Genomic DNA, 23611 nt, shown 5'->3' with positions numbered 1-23611 from the left:
TTACTGTCCTTTATGCTTTGAAGATAGGTGATCGTCCGCAGGCAAATCCTGCCCCGTTACGGCTTGTGCGGCGGCTATGTGTGTCGCCAGCCGCAGGCGGATTTGTTCGGTTGCTCTGTCCATTGAAACACGGCCGGAAACTCCCGGCTCACCCGTGATTGACAATGGTTCCCCAAACACCACATAGAGCCTACGCCGCGGTGCTGGAATTTTATCGAGATGTTCCCCCGTATACCGGGTTCCCAGAATAGCTACCGGGACGACGAAGGCACTTGAGTTAAGTGCCAGCCACGCTACCCCACCGCTCATGGCAGAGGCATCTCCGCTGCCCCTGGTACCTTCTGGCAGGATTCCAACGCAGTCTCCGCGGTCCAGGACCGCTTTAGCGCATTGTAGGGCTGTACGGTCTCCACCCCGGTTGACTGGGATCTGTCCGGAGGCGTGCAAAATCCAACCGAGAAGTCCTTTAAACATGTTATGGCGAACCAAAACATGCATGTACCTGCTGCTAGCGCCAACCAGCACAGGGCCATCAAGGTAGCTGAGGTGATTTGCAGCAAACACGACAGCGCCCTCGCAAGGAATGTTAGCCCGCCCCAAGACTGTTGTCCTGTACACGGCGTGGTCAATCACACGCCCCAGAGGCCGGCTCCAGCGCGTTTTCCACCGCGGAGGTGGAACAGTAATCATCGCCAACGGTTTTTCTTTTGTGTTCATGCAGGCGGATCTGCATTGATTGCTTGGCGGATCACGGCAATGACGGCCTCCACAGTTTGCACAAAATCCAGTTCCGAAGAGTCAACTGTATAAACTCCGTCGGCAGCACGCTGGAAGTCTACGACGCTCGAGTCCTTGGCATCGCGGGCAAGCACCTGCTCGGCAAGCTGTTCGGCAGTCTGCGTCCCACCCAGTTGCAGGCCTCGTCGACGCAGACGGGCTTCCTCGCTGGCTGTCAGGATCAGGCGTGCCTCGGCTCCGGGGGCAACAACAGTGGTGATGTCCCGTCCTTCAACCACAATGCGGTGGTTGTACTCGGCAATGATGGCCTGCTGGCGACGCACCAGCTCGGCGCGTGCACCTAGATTAGTTGCCACTGTGCTGACGGAGGCGGAAATTTCCGGCTCACGGATGGCCGTTGTGACATTCACGCCGTTGACCCTGACAAATTCAGACTCTGGTTCCATGCTCTGTTCAAGCTTGATGGTCCGCGCCGCGGCCTCAACCATGGCCGCGTTATTCAGGTCAAAACCGGCGTTGAGGCAGTGCCAGGTCAAACCGCGGTACATGGCCCCGGTGTCCAAAAATGCCAGACCAAGCCGCTTGGCAACGGCCTTGCTCACACTTGACTTCCCTGATCCGGAGGGTCCGTCCACGGCAACCACGAAGGATTTGCCTTGGCGCAACTGAGCATCCACCGGCTCTGCACCCTGTGCAGCCTCTTCAAACTTGTTCATTGCATTACCTTCCAACCGCGTACAGTCAATTCATCAACCAGCAGTACCCGCCGTGAGGGCAGCACTGAAAGTTCAACCATGCCAACCTGATGCCCTGCCGAGTGGTCAAGGCGCAGGTCCTCGACGTTGACGCCAATCTCACCGATCTCGGTCAGCAACTTTGCGATCTGCCCGGGCTTGTCGTCAACAAGCACTGTCAACCACGAGTACTGCAAAGCAGGACCACCGTGTTTACCGGGAATCCGGCTTTGCCCGGCGTTCCCTTCAGCCATGAGCTGTGCCAGGTCCAACCGTGCCCCGGGAGCCGTGGGCGCACTGAGCGTTTTGATCAAACGGTCCAGGTCCGTCCGGACCCCTTCCATGATTTCAAGCAGCTTCGGAGCGTTGGCGCCTAGAATCTGCACCCACAAGGAGGGATCGCTGGCAGCAATCCGGGTCACGTCGCGCAAGCCGTTGCCAGAAAGTGACAAAGCGTGCGACGGCGTTTCCTGGAGTCTGCTTGCTACCAGGGAGGACATGATCTGAGGCAAATGCGAAACAAGTGCCACAGCCCCATCGTGCTCATCCGGAGTAAACGCGAACACGACAGCGTCAAGTTCCAGCGCCAATGAATGCGCCACCTTCACGGCATGCGCGCTGCTCGACTCTGCGGGGCATAGCACCCAAGGCATCGAATTGAACAGTTCCGCGCGCGCAGCAACGGGGCCTGAGCGTTCCCGTCCTGCCATAGGGTGGGTGCCCACATAACGCTCCAAAGACTTGCTCTCCAGTGTTTCAAGACACTGAAGTTGCGCCAGGACCGAACCCTTGACACTTGCTATATCCACCACGACGGCGCGGGGGTAGGTGGTGAGCGCGGCAGCCACCACCGAAGCCGTAACATCCGGCGGTGCAGCGACCACTACTAGCTCAGGGTTCAGTTCAGCTGCGGCGTCAAAGGCGCAGCCGGCACCAATGTCCACAGCCACTGCCTGGGCCGAGGGGGAGGGATCGTAAAGAACAACCTCGATACCACGGGCCCGCAGCCCCAGACCAATGCTGGCTCCCAGCAGCCCGCTGCCAAGAATCAGCACTGGACCTCTCAAGTGCGACGGATTCATTCGCTGCTTACATCCCTACGTCTGCCAGCAGGTAACCAACCTCGTGACGGCCCAGGACGCGAACACTGCCCTGGCGCTGATCGCCCAGAGCGATGGGTCCAAACTTTACGCGGACAAGACGCTCAACCGGGTAGCCCACAGCATCAAACATGCGGCGCACAATACGGTTCTTTCCTGAGTGCAAAACAACTTCTGCCAGCACGTGCCCCGGAGTCGAGTCCACCAAGCGGAAGGAGTCAACCCGCTGCCAGCCGTCCTCAAGCTCAACGCCATCCTTGAGCTGGGCACCAATTCCATGTGCCATCGGACCGCGAACCTGCACCAAATAGGTTTTAGGAATTTCGTATTTGGGGTGGCTCAAGCGGTTGGAAAGCTCGCCGTCGTTCGTTAAGATCAGCAAGCCCTCAGTGCTAGTGTCCAAACGACCCACGTGGAAAAGACGCTCCCGAGTCTGGCGCTTCTTCAAGAAGTCCGTAATGCACGGACGCCCTTCAGGATCATCCATGGTGGAAACAACACCCTTGGGCTTGTTGAACACCATGTAGACCATTTGTTCGTTGGTCTGAATGGTCATGCCATCAACTGCTATGTCAGTTGTTTCCGGATCCACGCGCAAACCAAGCTGTGTAACGGTGACGCCGTCAACCTGAACGCGTCCTTCAAGGATCATGTCCTCGCACAAACGGCGGGATGCTACGCCAGCCATGGCCATCACCTTTTGCAGGCGAATGCCTTCGGCATTGTGCATGTCAATGTCGTCAGTGGTGCGTGTTGGGCGGCGGTTCTGCTCAGTGGGCCGGTTCTTGGACGGGCTGACGGTGCGGCCGTACTGCTCATTCTTAAACGGACGGGCACCGCTCTGGGTGGGCTTGCGTGCGGCCGGCTTCGGTCCACGAGACTTGGCGGAGCTGTCCTTGGGCCCACCGGTTTTGTAACCGGCTGCCCTAGCCGCGCCCGGCTTGATGTAGCCATCGTTGGACTCCGACCGGTTGCTCCCGGTCTTGGGTGCGCCAAATTTGCTGCCACCAGATCTGGGTGCACCAAACTTGCTACCGCCGGCTTTAAAACCACCGGACTTGGGTGCGCCAGAACGGGGTTTGCCGCCACGCGGCTGGTTCTGCCCGGAAGAACTTCCGGAGCGAGGTGTCGGTGTCATTGGTGTGTCCTTAAAATACTAAATGTTGTGGTCGTGCTAAAAATGTGAATCATCAAAATCTTGGAGGTTTTCCAGACCGGGCAGGTGAGGTGCAATTTGCGGCAACTCATCAACGCTGCCCATCCCCAGCCGTTCTAAAAAGTACGCTGTGGTGCGGTACAGGAATGCGCCAGACACCGGATCGGTGCCCACTTCCTCAATCAGTCCGCGCTGCGCAAGCGTCCTCACCACCGAATCCACGTTGACTCCGCGAATAGCGGAAACACGAGCTCGTGAGACCGGCTGACGGTAGGCAATCACCGCCAAGGTTTCCAAGGCCGCTTGCGTGAGCCGGGCCGTCTGGCCGTCCACAACAAACTTCGACACGATCTCGGCGTAAGCAGCCCGTGAATAAACACGCCATCCCCCGGCTAGTTGCCGGAGTTCAAAGCCGCGGACCGGTAAGGTGCCACCCTTTCTAGTATAACCGTCGTATTCCCTTGCCAGTTCGTGTAATAGATCACGTACCGTTGCTGTGGGTAAACCCACTACGGCTGCTAACGCTTCTTCGGAGACAGGCTCATCAACAACCATCAAAACAGCCTCAAGGGCAGCTTTGACACCGTCTGGAGATTCCAGCAGTTCCGGCATAGTCAAGCCAGGGAACTGCTGGTCATTTTCCTCCGTCATCCACATCCCTGCTCTCCTGATCGAAGTCGCTTGCCGTACTGTCCACGATGGCTGTTCCCGCACACCATTGCACCAATAGTTCGCCTAGAGGGCGGGGCTGATCGAAGGCCACCATTTGGTCCCTGAACAGTTCTAGCAGGGCCAGGAATCGGGCAACAACAACCATGGATGATTCTGCGTCAGCACTGAGGGTGGCAAAGGACAGCGGCGTTCCGGTCCAGACCGGGACGCTGGCAATCATGCCCTTGGGCCGTCCTGCTGTGAGCTTGGCCGTGATGATGGCGGCTTGTTCCCTAACACTGACGGCCTGGACATGCAGATGTGAAAGTTCCACGTCCGTGCGTGGTGCAGCTCTGGCTTCCAACGCTTTGGCGGCAAGTTCGGCGAATTGCTCAGGAGTGTGGCGCCACACCAATTCGGGCAGGAGGGCGGCAAATTGCGGTTCAAGGCCCACTTGGCGGGGAAAGCGTTGTGCTTCTCGTTGGAGCTCCGCACCCATGAGGATGGCAACTTCCTTGAAGGCCTTGTACTGCAAAAGACGGGCGAACAACAGGTCGCGGGCCTCCAAAAGGGCCAAGTCTTCGTCATTCTCCACCTCGCCGGCAGGCAACAGCCGGGCAGCCTTGAGGTCCAAAAGTGTTGCGGCTAAGACCAGGAACTCGCTGGCCTCATCCAGAGCCCATTCCTGCCCCAATTCCGCCAGCGACTTCAAGTAACTGATGAACTCATCGGTGACAGTGGCAATAGCAACATCTGTGATATCCATTTCGTGCTTGGAAATGAGCCCCAAGAGCAGGTCAAAAGGCCCGGTGAAGTTCTCTAATCGAACTTCAAAACCCTTGCTGCCAGTCTGCACTGCAGCCGACTGCTCCTTGGCCAGCTGTGTGCTGGCACGCTGTTCATTCATCGGTGCTGCCTCTACCGCGATCCCCGCGGTTTGTGTTGGTGACATCAAATTAGGGCGAGCCGCCTCGTGCTATCAGTTCTTTGGCAAGCCGCCTATAGGACTCGGCACCTTGGTGGTTCGCTGCAAAAGTAGTTATTGGTTCGGCGGCAACGGATGCATCCGCGAACTTAATGGTCCGTTTAATCACGGTTTCAAAGACTTTATCGCCAAACGCCTCTACAAGACGTGCCAGCACTTCCCGCCCATGCAATGTGCGGGAGTCATACATAGTAGCCAACACGCCGTCCACCTGTAGACCGGGGTTGAGACGGTCCTGGACTTTGTCAATGGTCTCCACCAGAAGAGCCACAGCACGCAGGGCAAAAAATTCGCAGATGAGCGGGATGATCACGCCGTGGGCAGCCGTCAGCGCATTGACGGTGAGCAACCCCAAGGAGGGCTGGCAATCAATGAGGACAACGTCATAGTCATCTTCAACCTTGCGCAACGCGCTGGCTAGGACCTGCTCGCGCGCAACCTCATTGACAAGTTGAACTTCAGCCGCTGAGAGGTCAATATTGGCGGGAAGAATGTCAATGTTCTCGATCTCCGTATGGAGAATAGCGTCACGAATATCAACTTTTCGGTCCATCAGCACGTTATATACGGTGATGTCGAGTTCGTGAGGGTTTGTTCCCAAACCGGCGGACAACGCGCCCTGGGGATCGAAGTCCACCAATAGTACTTTGCGCCCGGCTTCGGCCAAGGCAGCACCTAAATTAATGGTCGAAGTAGTTTTGCCGACCCCGCCCTTTTGATTGACCATGGCAATAACGCGTGCCGGGCCATGGGAAGACAGTACTGGCGGCTCTGGGAATTCCGTTAGGGGCCGACCCGTAGGGCCCATTACATCTTCGCCGGCAAGTGCCGTTGCACCCTGCTCGTTGCTCACCTGTCAGTCCACACTTTCGCCGCTAATTAATCCACCACTGCCAGTGACTACGTTACCGGTTTCTGCGGGCATGTTTAGGACATTTACCCTTGATAGCTTTTGAGCCTTGACCCTCAGGTTGAGGATGAATGTTTCGCTCAGGGCCCCAAGAAGCCCATCAGAGAGCCAAAATCTTTCCATCCCGAACCCTATATTCTCCCTTGACATGCCAAGGAAGTCAGTGCCGTTCACCGTGATCAACTGCTGTTTGGTGCGCTCGCGCGCCTATACTTCCAAGTGATGACCAAAGCTACCAGCCCTTCCCACCGTAATCCCCCACAGCCCAAAGATTCTACGGATCCCAAGAGTCCTACAGACCCCAAGGGTCCCAACGGCAAGGGTCGCAAAGATATTGTCCGCGCCGAGAAGTTGCAGGCCGGTTACAGCGGTAAGGCTGTCTGTGGGGTTGTCAGCTTCAGTGTGCATTCGGCCCAAGCTCTTGCCTTGGTTGGTCCCAACGGGGCCGGTAAATCAACTGTTGTGAAAACAGTGGTTGGTCAGCTTCCGGCTGTCTCTGGAACAACCATGATCAACGGTGCCGCAGTGGATGACAGGACCCTGGACTTCCGCCGCGAAGTTGCCGTGGTTTTTGACGACGATGCTTTCTTCCCCGCGTTGACAGTTGAGGAGCACCTGGCGATCGTTGCGGCCGGGCATGGGGTCGAAGACGTCGAAGAGGTCATTGCCACCGAGCTTGAATTCTTTGGATTAGCCGCCCAAGCGAAGTCAAGACCCTACAATTTATCCTCCGGACAGCGCCGGAGAATGCTCCTCGCGTCCGCGTTTGTGCGCCCACGCTCCTTGCTGGTCCTTGATGAACCCGAACAACGTCTGGACACGTCAATGCGGCACAGGCTGGCCACCCGCCTGCGAGCAGAAGTAGACGCCGGACTGGCTCTGCTCGTTGTCACCCACGACCCCGCCTTTCTATCCACCGTGGCCACTAAGGCTTTGTTCATTGCAGATACGATTCACACGATGACCCCAGCCCAAGCCGCGGTGGCCATTGCCTCCGAGAACCCCCACACGGACTAACGCCATGGCCTTGCAAACACGCGAGCGTTTTAGCGCCAAAGATATTCGCCAATACACCTTCCGTGCTGGCCTGAGCCGCACTGAAGGCGGGCTCATGGAACTCATTTCGGAGGTCTACACTTCCATTCTCGGCGGCTTAACCCTGCTAACAATGGCTGGGGCAATTATTGTGGCCCTGCGTCATAGCTTGGGCGTGGGGGATGAATCGGCGCTGCTGGCCTCAGCAGTGGCCCCAGGCTTCCACTCGGTAACGCTGCTCCAAGCCAGCGCCACAGTCTTACTGACATTGGCGGCAGGACTGTTGGCCCTTGAAATGACGATGGGCCCGATCGCCATGGCACTGCCCCAAACTGCGTGGTGGCTGGGGCTGCCGGTGCGCCGGCGAGGCTTCATCCAGCCAGGCTTTTTGAAATCGATGATCTTGCCAAGCGTGGCCGCTCTGATCATAGTTTTGCCGTTGGCTCTCGGCATGTCCAAGAACCCCACTCCTGGCTCGATTGCCTTGGCCTCGCTCTGTGGGGCTGGGCTGGCCTGGCTGCTCTATGGTCTGGCCTCTTGGTGCCAGATCACCAATTCGGGGGCATGGCTAAAAAACATCATGGGCGCTATCACTGTCATTGCCCCCCTGACACTTGTTGCCACGGCGCTTTACAACAATGTTGCCGGAACGGGAGCCATTACCGGGGCCCAAACGGCATGGATGAAGTACCTTCCCACCAGTTGGCCCTTATTGGTGGCCGACGGTGCACGCTGGCCATTGTTGGTGGTGCTGGTCCTGGCATTGGGGCTGCTAACAATTGTCTACCTCAATCTTGAACGCATCACCACAGGCCAGCTCAAGGCCAGCGCCGCGGCCGGGGCTTACGCGGCCAGCTCTTTGTTGTCCATGGATGCAACGGAGTTATCCAGATCGTTGAGCGCCGGACCGTCTACAGGTAAAAGCAAAGTGCGGCTGAAACTGATTTTCAAGGGTGGCACGCTCACTTCACGAAGTGTGAAAACACTGATCAGCACCCACGCCACCATGGCTCTTCGATCCCCCACGGTTCTTCTACGGGTCCTGGTACTGGCTGCAATTCCTGCTTCCCTGGCATCGGTAGAGTTCCTGGGCAATGCAGTATTGATTGCTGTGGCACTTTATTTGTGCGCGCATTTTTCCGCTATGGCGCTAGGGTCAACGGCACGCTTCTCGGCAGGGAACCCGGCCGTGGACATGCTGATGCCGCTGCCTGCCAAGACCGTGCGCCTGGTGCACTATGTTCTTCCAGCAGCCGTAATGACTCTGTGGGCGCCAGTCGCTTTCTCACTGTTGCTGGCATTGGGCGTGGGTTCACCGGCACTGTTGGCGTTGGCAGTGTTTGCCGGCCCTGGTCTGGGTGCAGCCACCTTACGTGCAGGGTTCAGGCCGGCGCCCGATTGGAATATGCCTCCTGTGGCGGCTCCCATGGGGCCCATTCCCACCGGAGCCATTAAATCATTTTTGATTGGACCGGACTTAACCTTGATTGTGCTCCTGCCGGTGCTGATCTGTCTGATCTCTGGCGGGGTGCCACTTGTAGCATTCCCCGCTCAGTTGACACTGACCTGGCTGGCGTTCTTGTGGGGCACTCACATCCGCAAACCAAAATCGGCAAAAGACGGCGGCCTCTTCGGCATGCCAGCTGTCCCCGTCCCCAAGTAGCCCCACCGGCTCTGCCCGTATTCCGGAGCCGCCACCGCAACCACGTCAATGGATAAAGCAGGTGGCCACCCCACAACGGTGGCCACCTGCTTTATTTTCGAGTTCTAGACGTACTCGATCTAGACGTACTCGATCTAGACGTATGCGATCTAGACGTATGCGATCTAGACGTATGCCGGGACCGGCTTCTTCGCATCTGTTGGCCGGGCAGGAACGTCGTTGCCGGAGTCGTTCCCGTCAATGCCGGCCGAGGGCTGGGAGTCATGTTCGTCGTCGTCCATTGACAGCTCATCAAAGGGGTCACGGCCGGCGAGTACCGCCCGGGCCTTATCCATGTCCAACTCATGCGTCCATTTGCCAATGAGCAAGGTGGCTACGGCGTTACCGGTGAAGTTGGTGAGGGCACGGCATTCGGACATGAACTTATCAATGCCCACAATCACGCCCATGCCGTCGAGCAGGATCGGCTTGTGTGCGGCCAAACCGGCGGCAAGAGTGGCCAGCCCGGCACCAGTGACACCGGCAGCACCCTTTGAAGCGATGACCATGAACACCAGCAAACCGATCTGTTCGCCAAGATTCATGGGCATGTCCATGGCGGTGGAGATGAACAGGGCGCTCATTGTCAGGTAAATGGCTGTGCCGTCGAGGTTGAAGGAGTAACCGGTGGGGACGGTGATGCCCACAACCGGCTTGGAAACTCCTGCGTGCTCCATCTTTGCCATCAGGCGCGGCAGGGCAGATTCGGAGGAGGATGTGGCAAAAATCAAGAGGTATTCGCGAGCCAGGTAGCGCATCAAAGCAAAGATGTTCAGGCCCGTGACAAGACGCAGAATAGAGCCCAGGATAACCACAATGAAAAGCGCGCAGGTTAGGTAGAACGCACCCATCAGGATGGCCATGGAGCCGATAGCAGCCCATCCTGTGGCGCCCACAACGGCGGCAATGGCGCCAAAAGCGCCTACCGGGGCCAGCCACATAATCATCATCATCAGTTTAAAGACAACTTTTTGTAGTTGCTTCACGGCGTTGAGAACGGGCTCCCCTGATTTGCCCATGGACTGCAGTGCGAACCCAACCATCAAAGCAAGCACCAGAGTAGGCAGCACCGGGATATCGCCAGGAATCATTTCCATGAGGAACTTCACTGTGGAGTTTTCTTGAGCTCCCGCAGCGGCACTGTACGGTTGCAGCTTTAGACCGGCGCCAGGGTGGATGATGTTGCCCACCAGCAGACCGATTGCCAAAGCAACTGTGGACATGATCATGAAGTACAGCAGCGCCAGGCCACCTACTTTGCCTACTGTGGTTGCCTTGGCGATGGAGCCAACGCCTATCACCAAGGTGCAGAAAATAATGGGGGCAATAACCATCTTGATCAAGGCGATAAACATTGTGCCGAGCGGTTTGAGCGCTTTCCCAAGTTCAGGGGCCATCAATCCGATCGCCGTGCCCACTACCACCGCTGCAATGACTGCGATGTACAGCCAATGGGTCTTATCCATCCTGCGTCGTTTCGTTTTGACCGTAGCGGCGGTCCCTCTTCTTTGAGAGCTCATGGTGACTCCTTGTGGTTCTGGTGATTAGCATTGGTGGGTGTCGCGTGCGATCCCTCTCACATAAGATTGCCCGTCAGAGTGACTTATCTCACTGTTGTGTTCATATTGGTCGTACGAAAGGTGCCCATGTTGGTCCGGTTCTGGCGAGGATGGAGCATTGCCCGCAGATTGTTCGCAGCCAATCTGCTGTTTGTCGTGCTCCTGACGGGCTGCTTAGCCGCCCTTTGGGTGTCCGACGCCGGCTCCCGAACCTATGAGCAGACCAGCCAACGCATGCTTTCGGTCGCCACGACTATTGCCGATTCACCGCTGGTTATTGCGGCAGCTTCGGAGCCCGATCCGACATCCGTACTCCAGCCGTATGCCAAAGCAGTCATGCGCGATGCAGGGGTTGACTTCATCACCATCATGGACCCGGATGGTATCCGGTGGACCCACCCCGACCCGGGCCAGATCAACAAACCATATGTAGGTTCCATGACTCAAGCGCAGTCAGGAGCTACTTATTCCGAGACCACAACAGGCACCCTTGGCCCGTCAGTGCGGGTTATTGTTCCCATCAAGGACGCCTCCGGAGACGTGACGGGCATGGTGGCCGCCGGGGTGACTGTTAGCAATGTGCAGGTACTCGTAGCCGCTAGGCTCCCGGCAGTGTTGGGGCTTGCCGCAGCCCTGCTACTGGCCGGGTCATTGGCGGCTTGGGCCCTGGGCAGGTACCTCAAACGTGTGACTCTGGGCTGGGGCCCGGAGGAACTAGGACAGTTGTTTGCCTACTACGAATCGGTGCTGCATTCCGTCCGTGAGGGCCTGATCCTTGTGGATACGCGCGGATCCATGGTTTTGTACAACGATCACGCCGCGCTGCTGTTGGGCATCGATCCGCCCGGTCCCACGTTGGCGTCTGCTTCCACGCGCACCCCAAGACGGGCGACGTCGGAGAGCCCCCTTAGCCGTGCGCGTGTTTCTCCCCCGCCACGCCCCGACCTCGCTTCGCTGGGTCTGCCCGCTTCACTGCGGGAATTACTACAAAGCGGGCGCATCGCCACGGACGAGGTTCACCTCGCCGCGGACCGCTTGCTGGTTGTGAGCCAACGTCCTGCACAGACACCGGGAAATCCGGCTCCGGCCGGCACGGTTGCCACCTTGCGCGACCACACGGAGCTGACAGCCTTGGCAGGCAGTCTCAGCAGCACCCAAACGTTGGTTGAGGCGTTGCGCTCTCAAACACACGAGCACGCCAACCGTTTACATGCCATCATTTCCTTGATCGAACTTGACCGCACGCGGGAAGCCCTTGACTTCGCTACGGCAGAACATTCCGAGAGTGTGCTGCTCGGTGGCGAGTTTGTCAGCAGCGTGACTGAACCGTTCCTAGCCGCCCTTCTGCTGGGCAAACGTGCCCAAGCCGATGAACGTGGGGTCATCCTAGAACTCACAGCATCCGGCACACTTCCAACAAATACTTTAGATACTCGCGAACTTGTAACTTTGTTGGGCAATTTAGTGGACAACGCCATTGAAGCCGCTGCGTCAGCGTCCCTGCACATAGAATCCCCCGGCAAGGAATCCACCGGCATAGAATCCCCTACCAACGAATCGCCACAGCCCACCGTCTGGGTGGACCTCCTCGTTGCCGACGGAGCCTTGACACTCACCGTGGCGGACAACGGTCAGGGCTTGCCCACCACTGATCTGGATGTGCTGGGCCGGATTGGCACCACCGGCAAAACCTCCGTGGCACCTGGTGGCCGCGGCTATGGCATTGCCTTGATCCGCCGAGCCACCGCAGCGCTAGGCGGCACCATCACTGGCGAGAACGACGGCGGCGCTGTCATGACCGCCGTCGTGCCCCTAGCGGGACTGCCGCTGGGACCACACCCGCAAGGTTCACGCCCCGCCGGCACCCTCCCCCTAGGTCCAACTCCAGAAGTTAGGAATCCATCATGAGCGCTCCCGAGCCCATCCGGGTGCTCGTCGTGGATGACGAACCCATTGCATTGGCGGCCCACGCAGAATATGTCCGTCGACTAGAAGGCTTTGAGGTGGTGGCTGAGGCCCACGGAATGGGGGCTGCCCTGGCTGTGCTGAACGATCCCAATATCGCATCCATTCAGCTCATTCTTTTGGACATGAATCTGACAGACGGACATGGACTGGATTTGTTGCGGCGTATCCATGGGCTGGGTCTGATGCCAAATGTAGTGGCAATCACGGCCGTGAGGGACGTTCAAGTGGTGCGTTCGGCCATTGCACTTGGCATCACAGCGTATTTGATCAAACCGTTCACTTTTGCGGCGTTTCGAGAAAAGCTGGACAACTACCGCAATTATCACGACGTGCTCACGGATAGGACCCACACCTCGCAGGACGCCATTGACAGAGCCCTGTCACAGTTGCGTCCAACGGGGAAGCTCCTGCTCCCCAAAGGGATGCTGCCCGAGACACTCAGCGCTGTGGCTGACTGGTTGCGAACGCAGCAAGCTCCCTCCTCAGCCACCGAGGCTGCTGCTTCACTTGTCATGTCCAGAGTCACCGCACGTCGATATCTTGACCACCTGGTGGAGACAGGCTCCGCAACCAAAGCACCTCGACACGGCTCACCTGGTCGACCGGAACTGGAGTACAGCTGGTCCCGCCCCCGTTGACATTGGAGATAACCACACCCCGTGACCGGTGTCTGACCTCCGCCCAGATCGATTCCAACGGGCCTGTGGATAACTTCTGAAATATAGTCACAATTGAGTCAAAATTAACTCATGACTTGTGCCCAGCTTTTACCCGAATGGATACAAGGCAGATCTTTCACCGTCAACGAATCCGATGAGTGCGGAATCAATCGACGGCGGACTGCCGGACCGGATCTTCATACTCCCAGCCGTGGCATCAGGGTTCCCTGGGGAGTTGATCAAGACATCGACAGTCGTATTCGGCCTATCCTCTCGGTGACGCCAGGTGGAATCGCAAGCCACTGCACTGCAGCCCTTTTGTGGGGAATTCCTTTGCCTCCGTGGCTTGCAGGTAACTTTGATGTCCATATTTCTCGTGATGCCACAACGAGCCCGCCCTGGAGAATTGGCGTTGCAGGGCACCACACCTGTTTCAAGCCAGGTCAGGTGGTGCATCTCCGAGGAATGGCAGTGACTTCCCCACTGCGCACGTGGCTTGACCTGGCCGCCATGCTCGAACTCGATGATTTGGTGGCAGCTGGTGACTTTCTGGTCTGTGAGCACGATCGCATTTTCGGGCCTAAACGGGTTGCCCTGGTAGCCCTCACCGCCCTCCAAGAGGCCGTCAAGCATGAATCCCGCAGGCGCGGCATAGTGAGGGCTCGCGAGGCCGCAGACCTCATCAAGGTGGGCGTCGACTCTCCACCGGAAACCAGAATCCGTCTTGCCCTCGAGCGAGCTGGGATACCAACGCTGACCCTGAACTTCGTTGTTTTAGACGAAGAGGGAAATGACTCATCATGGCCGGATCTCTGCATCCCTGCGTGGAAGGTTTCCATTGAGTACGACGGCGAGCATCACCTCACAGAGCGACAGCGCAAGATTGATGCGGCCCGGGATCGGTTGCTGAAGAGTTTGGGGTGGCGGCAGGTGAGAATCACCAAAGCCATGTTGGATCAAGAAGGCGACAAGGCCGTCGTCGCACTTGTTAAGGCGGCACTACGTGCCCAAGGGTGGACGGGTCGCCGCGACACCCGCTGAGCGTCATTATCTCCAATGTCAACGCAAGGGGAGGCGTCATTATCTCCAATGTCAACGAGGAGGGCGATCGCCGGAAAGGACAGGGATCAACGCCTCAATCACGGCAGGATCCTCAATAGTTGAGGGCACTGTGTAATCGTCACCATCAGCAATTTGACGCATGGTTTTACGCAGAATCTTCCCGGAGCGGGTCTTGGGCAGGGCCTCAACCACTGTGGTGAATTTGAAATCCGCCACAGGCCCGATTTCTCTACGCACCAACGCCACGAGTTCTTTCTGCAGATCATCCGCTGTGATGACCACCCCAGACTTCAAAACCACGAAACCCATAGCCTTTTGCCCTTTAAGCGCGTCGGCAACACCAATGACAGCACATTCTGCCACTGCCGGGTGGGTACCGATGACCTGCTCGATGGCGCCGGTGGAAAGCCGATGCCCAGCAACGTTAATAACATCGTCGGTGCGGCCCATGACAAACACATAACCATCGTCATCCTGGTATCCGGAATCGCCGGTGAGATAAAAACCCTCAAACGTATTCAAATAGGAATCTAAAAAACGCTGGTCGTTGTTCCAGAGGGTGGTCAATGTGCCCGGGGGCAACGGCAGACCCAACACAATGTTTCCTTCTTCTCCGGAAGCCACCTCCACACCCATGCCATCAACAATGCGTAGGTCAAAGCCGGGCATTGGAAGGGTGGGTGAGCCTGCTTTCAAGGGAAGCGGCTCCAATCCACGCGGATTACCCACGATCGCCCAGCCTGTCTCTGTCTGCCACCAATGATCCACCACCGGCACTCCGAGAACTTTGCCCGCCCAATGATAAGTGTCAGTATCCAGCCGCTCACCGGCGGTAAACAGCGTTTGGAGGCTGCCGATGTTGTAATTCTCCAACAAGGCAGCGTCCGGGTCCATCTTGCGGATGGCACGCAAAGCGGTGGGCGCCGTGAACAACGCCTTCACTTTGTGCTGCTCAATGACACGCCAAAAAGCGCCGGCGTCCGGGGTTCCCACGGGCTTGCCTTCATACATCAGCGTGGTGGCCCCGGCCAACAGCGGCCCATACACAATGTAGGAATGCCCCACTACCCAGCCAACGTCCGACGCCGTCCACCAAACATCACCAGGGCCGATGTTGTAATGGTTGGCTATGGTCCATAAAAGTGCGACGGCGTGCCCGCCATTGTCGCGGACCACCCCTTTGGGCGCACCCGTAGTTCCTGAAGTGTAGAGAATGTAGAGAGGGTCCGTCGCCTTGACCGGAACCGGTTCCGCGGGTTCAGCGGCTGCGAGCGCAGTATCCCAGTCCACGATCTTTAGATTCAGGCTTTTGGGGTCAGTGGCGAAGCCATCACGGTGTTTGAGGATTACGGGGAGTTCGGTGACACCTGCCTTAGCCAACGCTTCATGAACGGTGGGCAGATATTCAACGTGACGGTTCGGTTCTAGCCCGCCGGAGGTGGTGACAATAACTTTCGGAGCAGCGTCCCGGATACGCACAGCCAGTTCGCTGGCGGCAAAGCCGCCAAAAACCACCGAGTGAATGGCCCCTAATCGGGCGGTGGCAAGCATGGCAATGGCTGCTTCGGCAATCATGGGCAGATAAATCAGTACCCTGTCCCCCTTGCCTACCCCCTGAGCTCTGAGCACCCCGGCAAAAAGTGCTACTTGTTCCGTCAGCTCTGCGTAGCTATAGCTGTGCTGGCGACCAGTCATCGCTGAATCGTGGATGAGAGCGCTCTGTGCACCGCGCCCGGCGGCAACATGCCTATCCAGAGCGTTGTAGCAGGTGTTCAGTTCAGCGTCAGCGAACCACCGGCCATCGGGAGAATCTGCCTTATTGTGGCCCTGCTGTGGCGGCACCACCCAATCCACGGCTTGTGCCGCTTCGAGCCAGAACTTCTCTGGCTCGGTCATGCTGCGCTGGTATTCATCTCGGTAGCTAACGGCCTGCAATGCCATGGTGGGTCTCCATCCACGTTGATGTGATGTGAGCCATGCTACATGCGTAGGTTGACCCATATCAAGCCCTAATGTATACACAAAACCTTTTTTAGGCGTTATTTTAGCTAACTTTACGTGGATATTGCCCAAACGCCCAGTTCATTGTATACAATAAGGGGGTATTGTTGCTGTATTGCACGTCAGGAAGAGCTAAAGGAGGGGTCATGAGAGCTAGTGAACGGGCCTATGTCACGTTGCGCACCGACATCATCAACTGGCACCTGACTCCTGGCACAGTGTTGGGAGAGGTTGAACTCTCCGAACGCTTGGGCGTCTCCCGTACTCCCATCCGTGAAGCATTGGCAAAACTCACCGCTGAGGGGTTGACTGAGCCACAAAGTGGGCGTGGGATGGTTGTTAGTGAGATTTCACTTGACCATCTGGGTGAACTTTTCGAGCTCCGCTCCGCTCTTGAGTGCCGTGCAGCTGAACTGGCTGCTCAGCGCTGTGACCCTGACATTTTCAGGACCCTGCATCAACAACTTGCCAACGCCGGTGAGCTCATCACCTCCGATGACCCCACCCGCACTGATTACTACCAGCTGGCGGGTGACTTAGATGCTGCAGTGGACGCTGCGGTTGGCAATCACTACCTGAATCTAGCGCTAAAGAACCTACGAGTGCACTTGGTACGTGTACGGCGTTTAGGTAAAGACAACCCAGCACGACTGCGCGATGCGGCTCGTGAGCACGCCGCGATCGCCTTGGCAATTGCCAATGGCAACCCCACTGTTGCCAGCGCTGCCACCACTATGCATCTGGATAACAGTCTGCGTCACCTACTGAGCACAAACCCCTAGAGCTTCCACATTTCTGACACACCCTGCGAAAGGAACACCATGACAATTGATCACACTGTCCGCGTTTACAAGAGCGATGAGAACCTGGCCCGCGAGGACCAGCTTGCACACAAGATCGCCAAGGTCGCCGCCGATCCCGTCCCCGTGACCGCCGAGGTCACAGACATGATCATTAACCGCGTCATAGACAACGCCTCCGTGGCGATTGCCTCCTTGAACCGTGGCCCGATCGTTGCCGCCCGTGCTCAGGCACTTGCACACGCTCCTTCCACCGGCGGCTCCGGCGCCAACGTTTTCGGCATTGCAGAGCTGGTTTCTCCCGAGTGGGCGGCCTGGGCCAACGGCGTGGCCGTCCGCGAGCTGGATTATCATGACACCTTCCTCGCAGCCGAGTACTCACACCCAGGCGATAATATCCCGCCGATCCTCGCCGTCGCCCAGCACACCGGAGCCTCCGGTGCTGACTTGCTTCGTGGGCTTGCCACCGGTTATGAGATCCAGGTCGATTTGGTCAAATCAATCTGCCTGCATAAACACAAGATTGACCATGTTGCCCACCTCGGCCCCTCCGCCGCGGCAGGTATTGGCACACTGCTGAACCTTGAAGTTGAAACTATTTTCCAAGCTGTGGGTCAGGGCTTGCACACCACCACAGCTACCCGACAGTCGCGCAAGGGCGAGATCTCCACGTGGAAGGCGCACGCCCCCGCATTTGCCGGCAAGATGGCCGTTGAGGCTGCTGACCGTGCCATGCGTGGACAGACCTCCCCCGTACCGATCTACGAAGGCGAAGACGGTGTCATCGCTTGGATGTTGGATGGCCCCGACGCCCAGTACACGGTGCCGTTGCCGGCCGAGGGCGAAGCCAAGCGCGCCATCATGGACACTTACACCAAGGAACACTCTGCCGAGTACCAGGCTCAGGCTTGGATTGACCTTGCCCGCAAACTCCATGGAACGCACCCTGAGGCCACCGATCCGGCAAACGTGGCCTCCGTGCTGATCAAGACCAGCCACCACACCCACTTTGTGATTGGTTCAGGCGCCAACGATCCGCAGAAGTACGACCCCACGGCATCACGGGAAACTCTCGATCACTCCATCCCGTACATCTTCACCGTGGCCCTCCAAGATGGTGCTTGGCACCACGTAGACTCCTACTCCCCCGAGCGTGCCGGCCGCCCCGACACCGTAGAGCTGTGGCACAAGGTAACCACGGAGGAGGACGCCGAGTGGACGCGCCGGTACCACTCCCTCGATATCGCCGAGAAGGCCTTTGGCGGAACAGTGGAAATCACCCTCAATGACGGAAACGTCATTACGGATTCCATCGCAGTGGCCGACGCCCACCCACTGGGCGCCCGGCCCTTCGCCCGTGAGCAGTACATCAACAAATTCCGCACCCTGGCCGCTGGTCTGGTGGAGGAAGCTGAGATCAGCCGCTTCATCACGGCAGCAGAGAATTTGCCCAACCTAACGAACGGGGAACTGGGACAGTTGAACATCCTGGCAGCTCCTGGCGTCGTGGATCTGGCAGCCGCACCCAAGGGGCTCTTCTAAGATGCTGTACTCCAAGAAAACCGCTGAAGAGAAGCGCCAGGACCTGCGTGCCATGCTGGTCCCGGGCTCGGCCCGTCAGTTCCCTGGTGCCTTCAACCCGCTCTCGGCCCGCCTCATTGAGGAGAAAAAGTTCGACGGCGTCTACATCTCAGGCGCCGTCCTGGCCAACGAACTGGGCTTGCCGGACATTGGCATGACCACGCTGACCGAGGTGGCAACCCGCGGCGGACAGATTGCCCGAATGACTGACCTGCCCTGCCTGATTGACGCTGACACGGGCTTTGGCGAGCCCATGAATGTGGCCCGCACCATCGCAGAGTTGGAAAACGCCGGGTTGGCTGGTTGCCATATTGAGGACCAGTTCAACCCCAAGCGTTGCGGTCACCTTGATGGTAAAAATATGGTTGACCTCGAGACAGCTGTCAAACGCATTGCCGCCGCAGCTGATGCCCGTCGCGATCCAAATTTTTTGATCATGGCCCGCACGGACATTCGTGCCGTGGAAGGTCTGGATGCTGCAATCGATCGGGCTAAGGCACTCGTCGATGCAGGCGCTGACGCCATCTTCCCCGAAGCCATGAAGAGCGTGGCCGAATTCGAAGCTGTCGTCAAGGCAGTTGATGTACCTGTCCTTGCCAATATGACGGAGTTTGGCAAAAGTGAACTGTTCACAAAGGATGCTCTGGCTGCCGCCGGGGTGGCTATGATCATCTACCCCGTCACTTTGTTACGCAGTGCGATGGGGGCAGCCGAGCGGGTTTTGGACGCTATCAGCGCGGATGGGACCCAGGAAGCGGCGGTGGACCAGATGCTCACACGCGCGCGCCTTTATGATCTGGTTGACTATGAGGCGTATAACCAATTTGATGCGGGTATTTTCAACTTCCAGGTCCCCAGCCTGGATATTGCCACCAACAACGCAACCCTCTAGGTCAACAATGTCGTTTAGAAGAAGGAGTGCACACTGTGAGTGAAGAAGAAGTACGCAAAGGTCTAGCTGGGGTGGTTGCGGACTACACCGCTGTCTCCAAGGTCAACCCCGACTCCAATTCGCTGCTCTATCGCGGCTATCCGGTACAGGAACTGGCCGCTAGCAAGTCCTTTGAAGAGGTAGCCCTGCTACTGTGGACCGGCGAATTACCCTCTGCACAGGAACTGAACGTTTTTGAGACGTTCGAACGGAGTAATCGTGCCTTAGATGAAAACCTCAAAGCCGCGATCGATCTGTTGCCGCTGCACTGCCACCCGATGGATGTGGGCCGGACTGCTGTCTCTGTTCTGGGTGCTCGTCATCCTCGCGCCGAGGACTCATCCCCGGAAGCGGAGTTGGAGAAGGCTCAAGCACTCTTTGCGCAGTTCCCTTCGGTGGTGGCCTATGACCAGCGCCGCCGTCGTGGTTTAGGGGTAGTGGAACCGCGCAGCGACTTGGACTACTCGGCAAACTTCTTGTGGATGACCTTTGGAGAGGAAGCGGCCCCGGAGGTTGTGGATGCTTTCCGTGTCTCCATGGTGCTGTACGCGGAGCATTCCTTCAATGCTTCAACGTTCACGGCCCGAGTCATCACTTCCACGCTCTCTGATCTGCATTCGGCCGTGACAGGCGCCATTGGCGCTCTTAAGGGTGCCCTTCACGGCGGCGCCAATGAGGCTGTCATGCACACCTTTAACGAGATCGGGATCAATGCCGATGAGTCTCGCGAAGAGGCCGCCGCACGTGCCAAGGCGTGGATGGAAGATGCCCTGGCGCAGAAGAAGAAGGTCATGGGCTTTGGCCACCGTGTCTATAAAAACGGTGACTCACGCGTTCCCACCATGAAGGGTGCGTTGGAGCGGATGGTGGCTCACTACAACCGCCCGGAAATGATGGGTTTGTATGACGGCCTAGAGCAGGCAATGGAAGAGGCAAAGGCCATCAAGCCCAACCTCGATTACCCTGCCGGTCCCACGTATCACCTGATGGGCTTTGACACCGAGATGTTCACGCCTATTTTCATCGCAGCCCGCATCACGGGGTGGACGGCACACATCATGGAGCAGCGCGCTGCCAATGCGTTGATTCGTCCGTTGAGCGCTTACAACGGTGTGGCTGAGCGACACGTAAGTTAGCTGCACCTTGTACGTTGAGGTTGGAGATCGTGACGCCTATGAGGGACGAATAGGCGTCACGATCTCCAACCTCAACCGTGTTTAACGCCATTCAAAGGTACTGTGAAGAGAACACCCAGACCACCACGCAGTTTTCAAGGAGCATCATGGAAAAGTCATCGCTGACAGCACTAGCCCGCGAACTCATGGCTTCCGCCAAAACTAAGAGCAGCGGCCGCAGTGCCAGAACGGTGTATGGCGGCCATGAGCGGGTTCTCCGCCAGACACTTGTGGCCCTCAGCGCAGGAGCATCACTGGATGAGCACGACAACCCCGGTGAAGCCACCGTTCAGGTGCTTGTCGGCAGGATTCGACTCAACGCCGGCGACGTTCAGTGGGAAGGCTCCCCAGGAGATCACCTGGTGGTCCCGCAGGCACGCCACAGTGTTGATGCCGTTGAGGACTCAGCTTTTCTGCTGACAGTGGCTAAACCCTAACTTTTTCTCGGATACCTGCCCCGGTTAGCTGCCTCGCAAAGATTCGTCGGCATCGGCTGGGGAGAGCATGTGAGTACTCTCGGAGACGGTCTCATTGTCGTCATTAAGCACCACTCGCCAGTGACCTCCCTCCCCTGCCAAAAAGGCTGGCAACCAATGGCTGGCGTCAGCCCACATCTGAGCATGTGGCAGGTTGTGCACGCTGTACCAGTGCGGCTTGATTTCATCACTCTCGATAGCACTGCCAGTATATTTTCTGCATAAGAAAATAGTAGTGAACATGTCCCATACCGGCTTGGCCGGAAAAATAAACTCAACTGTGCCGGCGGGAATCAGGTCCATGGCTGCAATACCGATGCTGGTTTCCTCGTCCACTTCGCGGCAGATGGCTTGGACAACACTTTCCCCGGCTTCCACATGACCGCCAATACCAACCACCTTGCCAACACCCATGCCGGTCTTTTTCACGCCGAGCAGCACCTGCTGCTCGGCGTTGTGGTTGCGGAGCAAAAAACACAGGGTTACGGGTGCACTCATCCATTGAGCATACGTCCTTGTGCGCTCAATATTCCGTACAGCGTTCAGCTGATCACCGGAGAATCAGCTAGTTTGATGGCTGGATCATCGTGAAGAGGTCGGCTGAGGATGGGTGGCCGAGAATCGAATGCAAAAAGCTAGCCCAAAGCCCGCGGGTGTGCGGCGGCATACACTTCACGCAGGGTTTCCGCGGTGACAAGTGTATAAACCTGAGTGGTGGTCACTGAAGCGTGTCCCAGCAATTCCTGCACCACCCGTACATCTGCACCACCTTCAAGCAGGTGCGTAGCAAATGAATGCCGAAGTGTGTGGGGTGAGACATCCACAGTGACGTTCGCCTTCTCGGCAGCAACTTTTAATATTGTCCAAACACTCTGCCGGCTTATCCGCCCACCCCGTGCATTGAGGAACAACGCCGGCGTACCGCGGCCTTTGGCCACCAGAACGGGCCGGCCACGCACCAAATACGCTTCCAGTGCCCGCAGAGCATAGGAACCAATCGGCACAATACGTTCCTTGGAGCCCTTACCAAAGAGCCGGACAAGTGAGGGCCCGTCTTCCACAGAATCAGGCAACACCAGGTCATCGATATCGAGGCCAACGGCTTCGCTGATACGGGCACCGGTAGAATACAAAAATTCAAGCATCGCTCCATCGCGGAGCCCGGAGGGGGTATCCGTGACGGCCACCTCAAGAATACGCGTGACGTCATGAACGCTGATGGCCTTGGGCAGCCGCCTACCCGGCTGTGGCGGATGAACGTCCGCCGCCGGATCTGCGTCACTGAGACCTTCTAGTGCCCAGAATTTGTGCAAACCACGGACCGCCACGATGGTTCTGGCCGCAGACCTTAATCCGAGGGTGGACCCGCCGTCGGCACCGTCGGAGAGTCCTTGTGCAAATTCGCTGACGTGATGTCTCGTAACACGGGCGGGCTCACTGACGTGTGCAGACACCAAAAAATCTTCGTACCGTCTAAGGTCTCGCCTATAAGCCGCCAAAGTGTTGGGGGCCAGACCACGTTCAACACCCACATGGAGTAGATAATCTGCGATGGCGCGAGACAGCTTCGTGGGAGGAAGCGAGCTTGAGGGCAGCGGGCTCACTCTTGACGAAGGTGACGGCGAGGTAGCACCCCTAATGATCCCGGAATCTGGTGCACCGGCACTGGATGCCGTTGAGCTGGCAGCGCCGGAAGCCGTCACCGCTGGGACGGGTGCTCGGGCCAGGGCGCATTGCCGGGGCGCAGCGTGGAGAACCCTGTTCGAACCGCCTGTGCGGCAGCTAAGATACCGACGACGGCGGATGGGTTATGTATGCGGCCCTCCAGGACGCCGGCGGCCGCTTCTTCCAGGTCAACCCAGGCAAACTTAATTTCAGCTTCCTCTTCGGTCCGCACGTGCCGCAGGTCTTCTGGTACCTCCGTAATTTGGCGGGCCAGATAAATTCTTATGGCCTCGCTGGAGGAGCCGGGCGAATTGAAGAAGTCGGTGAGCACATGCCATTGTCCTGCCACCAGATCGGCTTCTTCAGCGAGTTCACGGGCCGCACCAACAACAAAGTCTTCACCTTCAATGTCCAATAATCCGGCAGGAATCTCCCACAGGTTCATATGGACAGGGTGCCTGTATTGACGCAGCAACAACACTTGGTTCTGCTCGTTGAGGACAACAACGGCTACTGCTCCCGGGTGATCAATATAGTCCCGGGTTAAAGGTGCAGAGTCAGCAGACAGTGAAAACGTGTCTGAGACGACGTTCCAGATACGCCCTTGGTACACCGTGGACCGCGCATGCAGTGGCCTACAGCTTTCTTCATCAGCCACAACAGCTGACAGTTCTGCCGCAACAGGATGCTCCCGGTTCTCCGGTGTACCCAGGCGCATCGTCT

22 protein-coding genes are annotated in these 23611 nt (G+C 57.7%); 10 read left to right on the top strand and 12 right to left on the bottom strand.

Annotated elements, in window-relative coordinates:
- From AAFM46_RS06040 to AAFM46_RS06010, 7 genes are read right to left on the bottom strand one after another with little or no spacing between them, the layout of a single operon-like run.
- Positions 1-690 (bottom strand): lysophospholipid acyltransferase family protein, encoded by a 690-nt coding sequence (locus tag AAFM46_RS06040; protein WP_343320379.1) that lies wholly within the window; start codon positions 688-690, stop codon positions 1-3.
- Between the two features lie 23 nt (positions 691-713).
- Positions 714-1454: a (d)CMP kinase gene (gene cmk, locus AAFM46_RS06035; protein ID WP_343320046.1), complete on the bottom strand. Its 741-nt coding sequence runs from the start codon at positions 1452-1454 to the stop codon at positions 714-716.
- Positions 1451-2554 carry a prephenate dehydrogenase gene (locus AAFM46_RS06030; protein WP_343320045.1) on the bottom strand — a complete coding sequence of 368 codons (1104 nt, stop codon included), beginning with the start codon at positions 2552-2554 and terminating at the stop codon, positions 1451-1453. The genes cmk and AAFM46_RS06030 overlap by 4 nt, the downstream gene beginning before the upstream one ends.
- 7 nt (positions 2555-2561) lie before the next feature.
- A complete protein-coding gene (locus AAFM46_RS06025) occupies positions 2562-3710 on the bottom strand; it encodes a pseudouridine synthase (RefSeq protein ID WP_283531609.1) in 1149 nt (382 codons plus the stop codon).
- A 36-nt stretch (positions 3711-3746) separates the two neighbouring features.
- Positions 3747-4379: an SMC-Scp complex subunit ScpB gene (gene scpB, locus AAFM46_RS06020; protein ID WP_283531610.1), complete on the bottom strand. Its 633-nt coding sequence runs from the start codon at positions 4377-4379 to the stop codon at positions 3747-3749.
- Positions 4363-5286, bottom strand: a complete 924-nt coding sequence (locus AAFM46_RS06015) for a ScpA family protein (RefSeq protein ID WP_283531611.1) — start codon at positions 5284-5286, stop codon at positions 4363-4365. Before AAFM46_RS06015 ends, scpB begins: the two co-directional genes overlap by 17 nt.
- Before the next feature lie 49 nt (positions 5287-5335).
- The gene (locus AAFM46_RS06010; RefSeq protein ID WP_283531612.1) at positions 5336-6217 is read right to left on the bottom strand and encodes an AAA family ATPase; all 882 of its coding nucleotides are present in this window, start codon (positions 6215-6217) and stop codon (positions 5336-5338) included.
- Between the two features lie 279 nt (positions 6218-6496).
- Between AAFM46_RS06010 and AAFM46_RS06005 the strand changes: the two genes are divergently transcribed.
- Together AAFM46_RS06005 and AAFM46_RS06000 are read left to right on the top strand one after the other, a co-directional pair.
- Positions 6497-7291, top strand: a complete 795-nt coding sequence (locus AAFM46_RS06005) for an ABC transporter ATP-binding protein (RefSeq protein WP_283531613.1) — start codon at positions 6497-6499, stop codon at positions 7289-7291.
- A 4-nt stretch (positions 7292-7295) separates the two neighbouring features.
- A complete protein-coding gene (locus AAFM46_RS06000) occupies positions 7296-8972 on the top strand; it encodes a DUF6297 family protein (RefSeq protein WP_343320044.1) in 1677 nt (558 codons plus the stop codon).
- A 164-nt stretch (positions 8973-9136) separates the two neighbouring features.
- Here AAFM46_RS06000 and AAFM46_RS05995 read toward each other — a convergent pair whose 3' ends face one another.
- The gene (locus tag AAFM46_RS05995) at positions 9137-10531 is read right to left on the bottom strand and encodes a cation:dicarboxylase symporter family transporter (RefSeq protein ID WP_283531616.1); all 1395 of its coding nucleotides are present in this window, start codon (positions 10529-10531) and stop codon (positions 9137-9139) included.
- 126 nt (positions 10532-10657) lie between these two features.
- Here AAFM46_RS05995 and AAFM46_RS05990 point away from each other — a divergent pair, with 126 nt between their 5' ends.
- The 3 genes from AAFM46_RS05990 to AAFM46_RS05980 all read left to right on the top strand — a co-directional run bounded on the left by AAFM46_RS05990 (position 10658) and on the right by AAFM46_RS05980 (position 14238).
- The gene (locus AAFM46_RS05990) at positions 10658-12478 is read left to right on the top strand and encodes an ATP-binding protein (protein WP_343320043.1); all 1821 of its coding nucleotides are present in this window, start codon (positions 10658-10660) and stop codon (positions 12476-12478) included.
- Positions 12475-13176 (top strand): response regulator, encoded by a 702-nt coding sequence (locus tag AAFM46_RS05985; RefSeq protein ID WP_343320042.1) that lies wholly within the window; start codon positions 12475-12477, stop codon positions 13174-13176. The genes AAFM46_RS05990 and AAFM46_RS05985 overlap by 4 nt, the downstream gene beginning before the upstream one ends.
- A 492-nt stretch (positions 13177-13668) precedes the next feature.
- Complete coding sequence (locus AAFM46_RS05980) at positions 13669-14238, top strand: DUF559 domain-containing protein (protein WP_343320041.1); 570 nt, start codon at positions 13669-13671, stop codon at positions 14236-14238.
- A gap of 51 nt (positions 14239-14289) precedes the next feature.
- Here the strand turns inward: AAFM46_RS05980 and AAFM46_RS05975 are convergent, their stop codons facing one another.
- Positions 14290-16200 carry an AMP-binding protein gene (locus tag AAFM46_RS05975; protein WP_343320040.1) on the bottom strand — a complete coding sequence of 637 codons (1911 nt, stop codon included), beginning with the start codon at positions 16198-16200 and terminating at the stop codon, positions 14290-14292.
- Between the two features lie 206 nt (positions 16201-16406).
- On the opposite strand from AAFM46_RS05975, the gene AAFM46_RS05970 reads away from it, so the two are divergent.
- The 5 genes from AAFM46_RS05970 to AAFM46_RS05950 all read left to right on the top strand — a co-directional run bounded on the left by AAFM46_RS05970 (position 16407) and on the right by AAFM46_RS05950 (position 21184).
- Positions 16407-17042 carry a GntR family transcriptional regulator gene (locus tag AAFM46_RS05970; RefSeq protein ID WP_283531621.1) on the top strand — a complete coding sequence of 212 codons (636 nt, stop codon included), beginning with the start codon at positions 16407-16409 and terminating at the stop codon, positions 17040-17042.
- 39 nt (positions 17043-17081) lie between these two features.
- Positions 17082-18602 (top strand): MmgE/PrpD family protein, encoded by a 1521-nt coding sequence (locus AAFM46_RS05965; protein WP_343320039.1) that lies wholly within the window; start codon positions 17082-17084, stop codon positions 18600-18602.
- A gap of 1 nt (position 18603) precedes the next feature.
- Entirely contained in the window at positions 18604-19533 is a 930-nt protein-coding gene (prpB, locus tag AAFM46_RS05960; protein WP_343320037.1) for a methylisocitrate lyase, read from the top strand.
- 35 nt (positions 19534-19568) lie between these two features.
- Complete coding sequence (locus AAFM46_RS05955) at positions 19569-20708, top strand: bifunctional 2-methylcitrate synthase/citrate synthase (protein WP_343320036.1); 1140 nt, start codon at positions 19569-19571, stop codon at positions 20706-20708.
- A gap of 146 nt (positions 20709-20854) precedes the next feature.
- Positions 20855-21184 carry a cupin domain-containing protein gene (locus AAFM46_RS05950; RefSeq protein WP_283531625.1) on the top strand — a complete coding sequence of 110 codons (330 nt, stop codon included), beginning with the start codon at positions 20855-20857 and terminating at the stop codon, positions 21182-21184.
- A gap of 24 nt (positions 21185-21208) precedes the next feature.
- Here the strand turns inward: AAFM46_RS05950 and AAFM46_RS05945 are convergent, their stop codons facing one another.
- The 3 genes from AAFM46_RS05945 to AAFM46_RS05935 all read right to left on the bottom strand — a co-directional run bounded on the left by AAFM46_RS05945 (position 21209) and on the right by AAFM46_RS05935 (position 23606).
- Complete coding sequence (locus AAFM46_RS05945) at positions 21209-21721, bottom strand: NUDIX domain-containing protein (RefSeq protein ID WP_283531626.1); 513 nt, start codon at positions 21719-21721, stop codon at positions 21209-21211.
- Positions 21722-21858: 137 nt separating this feature from the next.
- Positions 21859-22827 carry a site-specific tyrosine recombinase XerD gene (xerD, locus tag AAFM46_RS05940; RefSeq protein WP_343320035.1) on the bottom strand — a complete coding sequence of 323 codons (969 nt, stop codon included), beginning with the start codon at positions 22825-22827 and terminating at the stop codon, positions 21859-21861.
- A 95-nt stretch (positions 22828-22922) separates the two neighbouring features.
- Positions 22923-23606: an NUDIX hydrolase gene (locus AAFM46_RS05935; RefSeq protein ID WP_343320034.1), complete on the bottom strand. Its 684-nt coding sequence runs from the start codon at positions 23604-23606 to the stop codon at positions 22923-22925.
- Positions 23607-23611 lie beyond the last annotated feature (5 nt).

Origin of the sequence: Arthrobacter sp. TMP15, from assembly GCF_039529835.1 — a bacterium.
Classification (GTDB): domain Bacteria; phylum Actinomycetota; class Actinomycetes; order Actinomycetales; family Micrococcaceae; genus Specibacter.
The sequence above is the reverse complement of the archived record's forward strand: the minus strand, read 5'-3'. Positions and strand labels throughout refer to the sequence as shown.

Coding starts and splice junctions, on each gene's coding strand:
- AAFM46_RS06040 (WP_343320379.1), bottom strand. CDS start 690: ATGATTACTGTTCCACCTCCGCGGTGGAAAACGCGCTGGAGCCGGCCT.
- cmk (WP_343320046.1), bottom strand. CDS start 1,454: ATGAACAAGTTTGAAGAGGCTGCACAGGGTGCAGAGCCGGTGGATGCT.
- AAFM46_RS06030 (WP_343320045.1), bottom strand. CDS start 2,554: ATGAATCCGTCGCACTTGAGAGGTCCAGTGCTGATTCTTGGCAGCGGG.
- AAFM46_RS06025 (WP_283531609.1), bottom strand. CDS start 3,710: ATGACACCGACACCTCGCTCCGGAAGTTCTTCCGGGCAGAACCAGCCG.
- scpB (WP_283531610.1), bottom strand. CDS start 4,379: ATGACGGAGGAAAATGACCAGCAGTTCCCTGGCTTGACTATGCCGGAA.
- AAFM46_RS06015 (WP_283531611.1), bottom strand. CDS start 5,286: ATGAATGAACAGCGTGCCAGCACACAGCTGGCCAAGGAGCAGTCGGCT.
- AAFM46_RS06005 (WP_283531613.1), top strand. CDS start 6,497: ATGACCAAAGCTACCAGCCCTTCCCACCGTAATCCCCCACAGCCCAAA.
- AAFM46_RS06000 (WP_343320044.1), top strand. CDS start 7,296: ATGGCCTTGCAAACACGCGAGCGTTTTAGCGCCAAAGATATTCGCCAA.
- AAFM46_RS05995 (WP_283531616.1), bottom strand. CDS start 10,531: ATGAGCTCTCAAAGAAGAGGGACCGCCGCTACGGTCAAAACGAAACGA.
- AAFM46_RS05990 (WP_343320043.1), top strand. CDS start 10,658: ATGTTGGTCCGGTTCTGGCGAGGATGGAGCATTGCCCGCAGATTGTTC.
- AAFM46_RS05985 (WP_343320042.1), top strand. CDS start 12,475: ATGAGCGCTCCCGAGCCCATCCGGGTGCTCGTCGTGGATGACGAACCC.
- AAFM46_RS05975 (WP_343320040.1), bottom strand. CDS start 16,200: ATGGCATTGCAGGCCGTTAGCTACCGAGATGAATACCAGCGCAGCATG.
- AAFM46_RS05970 (WP_283531621.1), top strand. CDS start 16,407: ATGAGAGCTAGTGAACGGGCCTATGTCACGTTGCGCACCGACATCATC.
- AAFM46_RS05965 (WP_343320039.1), top strand. CDS start 17,082: ATGACAATTGATCACACTGTCCGCGTTTACAAGAGCGATGAGAACCTG.
- prpB (WP_343320037.1), top strand. CDS start 18,604: ATGCTGTACTCCAAGAAAACCGCTGAAGAGAAGCGCCAGGACCTGCGT.
- AAFM46_RS05950 (WP_283531625.1), top strand. CDS start 20,855: ATGGAAAAGTCATCGCTGACAGCACTAGCCCGCGAACTCATGGCTTCC.
- AAFM46_RS05945 (WP_283531626.1), bottom strand. CDS start 21,721: ATGAGTGCACCCGTAACCCTGTGTTTTTTGCTCCGCAACCACAACGCC.
- AAFM46_RS05935 (WP_343320034.1), bottom strand. CDS start 23,606: ATGCGCCTGGGTACACCGGAGAACCGGGAGCATCCTGTTGCGGCAGAA.